This is a genomic window from Gemmatimonas sp. (assembly GCF_041689975.1).
GTDB lineage: Bacteria > Gemmatimonadota > Gemmatimonadetes > Gemmatimonadales > Gemmatimonadaceae > Gemmatimonas.
Map to the genome: position 1 here is coordinate 1 of NZ_JBDNFF010000436.1, position 3128 is coordinate 3128.

General features: G+C 63.7%; 3 protein-coding genes. All 3 read left to right on the plus strand.

What is annotated here, in order from left to right:
- Positions 1 to 1115: SEC-C metal-binding domain-containing protein (locus ACESNG_RS24425; protein ID WP_373071346.1), on the plus strand; the 1115-nt coding region annotated here is incomplete at its 5' end.
- A gap of 260 nt (positions 1116 to 1375) precedes the next feature.
- On the plus strand, positions 1376 to 2116 hold the full coding sequence (locus ACESNG_RS24430) for a hypothetical protein (RefSeq protein ID WP_373071349.1): 741 nt from the start codon (positions 1376 to 1378) through the stop codon (positions 2114 to 2116).
- Positions 2117 to 2126: 10 nt separating this feature from the next.
- Positions 2127 to 3128 (plus strand): hypothetical protein (locus tag ACESNG_RS24435; protein WP_373071352.1); only part of this gene is annotated, 1002 nt, incomplete at its 3' end.

A 3128-nucleotide genomic window follows, 5' to 3' on the forward strand; every position in this document is an offset into this window, starting at 1 on the left:
ATGATCTGATGCGTCTCTTCGGATCCGACCGGATCGCGAAGTTGATGGATCGCATGGGCGCGCAGGACGGCGAAGTGCTGGCGCATCCGCTCATCTCGCTCTCCATCGAGCAGGCGCAGAAGCGTGTCGAGCTGCAGAACTTCCAGTCGCGGAAGCGGCTGCTCGAGTACGACGATGTGATGAATCAGCAGCGTGAGGTCATCTACTCGTTGCGCGCCTTCGCACTCGAAGGCGGCGAGGAGCTCAAGGGCGAGGCGCTCAAGATGATCGATCGCGGCGTGCAGCGACGTGTCGAGCAGGCACTTGCCACGTTCGTCAAGCAGGAAGACTGGGACTTCGAGTATGTGCAGCAGGATCTCCTGATGCACTACATGCTGCAGGTACCGGCGTTCGCCGACGGCGCGCGGCCGGCGTCCGTCGAAGATGTACAGGCCATTGCCGTCGAGGCTGGGCGTGCCGCGTTCGACCAGAAGCTCGGCAGCCTGAATGCGGTCACCGACGAGAGCGGGCAGGGTTTCGCCGATCGTCTGCTCGCACTCGTCACGCTCAACGTGATCGACGAGAAGTGGAAGGATCACCTGTACGATCTCGATCAGCTGCGCGCCTCGATTCACTATCGGTCGTGGGGCCAGAAGGATCCGCTCGTCGAGTACAAGCAGGATGCGTACACGATGTTCGAAGATCTCATGCACGATTTGGCGAACACCTTCACCGAACGCTTCCTCAAGGCGCAGCTCGTCTTCGAACCCGCGCCGATGGAAAGCTTCGAGCCAGCACCGACGATGGCCGAATTCCCGCGTCAGGACGGGCGTCCCACCAGGCGGTTCAACGCCCTGGGTATTCTCGAGGATGTTCCGCCCGAGGAGCTCGAGCTGGTCGATACGGTCGATGTGGAGTTCGATGTCGACTTCGAAGAATCCGACCAGGGAGGTTCGGCGGAACCGCCGCGTCCGATCGTGCGCGACATGCCATCGGTGGTGGGAGCCGGACCGGTGCGATCCCTGGCAACAGGCGGTGGCGTCCTTCCGCCGGGGTGGGAGTCGACGCCGCGGAACGACGCCTGTCCGTGCGGCTCCGGCAAGAAATTCAAGAAGTGCCACGGTTCCAACCTCTAGCCGGTTCGGTCTCCGTTTCGTGTCGGGTCGGGCCCTGTGGACGCAGCTGCTGACTGGCTGCTGACGGCAGCTCTGCATTATGGGGTAACCCACGAGCGGGCCTGGCCCGGCGCGACGGAGCGGAGACTTACGGGGGGTCGCGTCGGGTCCGCCCGGTCGGGAACGCCCGGTCGGGGGCTGGATGCACCTTCCCGGGGCTGTGGAACCGGAACCGGGAATTGCTGGTATAATTTGGTATCCTCTTTCCGGGAGCGCCTCCAATGCGTACGAGGTTTTTCGGCGGCCTCTTGGCCCTCCTTGTTCCCACGCTGCCCCTCTTCGCACAATCCAAAGGCGGCGACGGTTTTTTGTTTTCCGCCCCCCGCGCAACGCTCTCGATTCGGGGCGGCGTCGCCCGACCGAGTGCTTCCAGTGACGTCTTCTCGTTTGTCACCGAGCGACTCACGGTCGACCGCGGTGATTTCGCTGGCCTTTCGGTCGCCACCGATCTCGCGTTTCGCGTACAGTCGCGCGTCGATTTGTTGTTGGGTACCGGCATCAGCACGCGCGTGGCGCGTTCTCAGGATCGCTACTACGAGGGTACCGACGATTTGCCCATCGAACAGCGTACCACGTTCCGGCGCATTCCGATTACCGCGGGACTGAAGCTGCATCTGCGTCCCGAAGGGCGCACCATCGGCAAATTGGCGTGGGTGCCCAGCAAGCTGTCACCGTACGTCGCTGCGGGTGGCGGCATGATGTACTACCTGTTCAAGCAGGATGGGGACTTTGTCGACTACCGGACGCTCGACGTGTTCAGCACCGCGCTGCGCTCTACCGATCTGACCCCGGTGGCGTTCGGTTCGTTGGGCACGACGTATTCGTTGTCGCCGCGCATCGGCCTCAACGCGGAGTTGCGCTACGACTATGCGCGTGGCGCACTCGGCTCCGACTTCCGCGATTTCTCTCCGATCGACCTGTCCGGTGTCGGCCTCACAGCCGGCTTACTCTTCCGCTTCTGAGGACGACCTCATGACGTTGATCAGACCATTGGGTGCGTTTCACGCGGCTCGCGTTGCAGCGTGCTCGTCGCTGTTACATGCGACGATCTTGGTCTCTCAGACGCCCACGCCGCAGGTGACAGCGGTGACCGCGGTGACCGCCGTCGACCCTCGGTTTCAGCCCTGGATAGGCTGCTGGGTGCCTTCGGTGCATTCGAGCGGGGCTGGGGTTGGCGAGACGCCCAAGCCGCCCTCAATGGCATGTGTGGTGCCCTCGACGACGATCAAGGGCAGTGTCGACCTCGTCGTATTCGATAGCGCCCACGTCTCGACGCGTGCGGCGATCCCGCTTCCCGGTACGCGCGTCGCGAAGGCAGTCGACGGCTGTACGGGCACCGAGACGGCCACATGGATGCCCGACGATCGACGGCTCCTTATGCAGGCGGAACTCGCGTGCGGTCGCGGTGCCCGGCGTGTGGAGACCGGGCTCATGACGATGTCCTCGGCTGGCCAGTGGATGCAGGTGCAGCATCTCGATGTCGGCGGGAATTCGGCCACGTCGGTGATGACCCTGCGCTACGTGATGGACTCGCTCGGCGAATGGGCGCGACTCGGTGCCAGTGCCGCGCCGTCGACCGCGTCGTTGCGCCTTGCGGTTGGAGCGCCGCTTCTGAATCGCGACGTCCTCGAGGTGGCGAAGCGCGCACCGACGGCACTCACCGAGGCCTGGGTCACGGAAACCCACCAGCAGTTTGTCGTGAACGGTAAGGAACTCGTGCGTATGGCTGATGGCGGGATGCCGTCGCGCGTGATTGATCTCATGATCGCGATTTCGGATCCTGAAACCTTCGCGGTTCGGACGCCGGGATCGGATCGGAACAGACTTACAGCCGACGACGTGATCACGGGCGGGATCGCCAATTCACGCGTACGCGGCGGATGCAGCCGGTTTGACGATTTCTGCTACGGTCCGGGAGGGATGGGCGCGTGGGGACTGGGCTGGCAGAACGCGTTCAGCCCATTCGACGCCTAC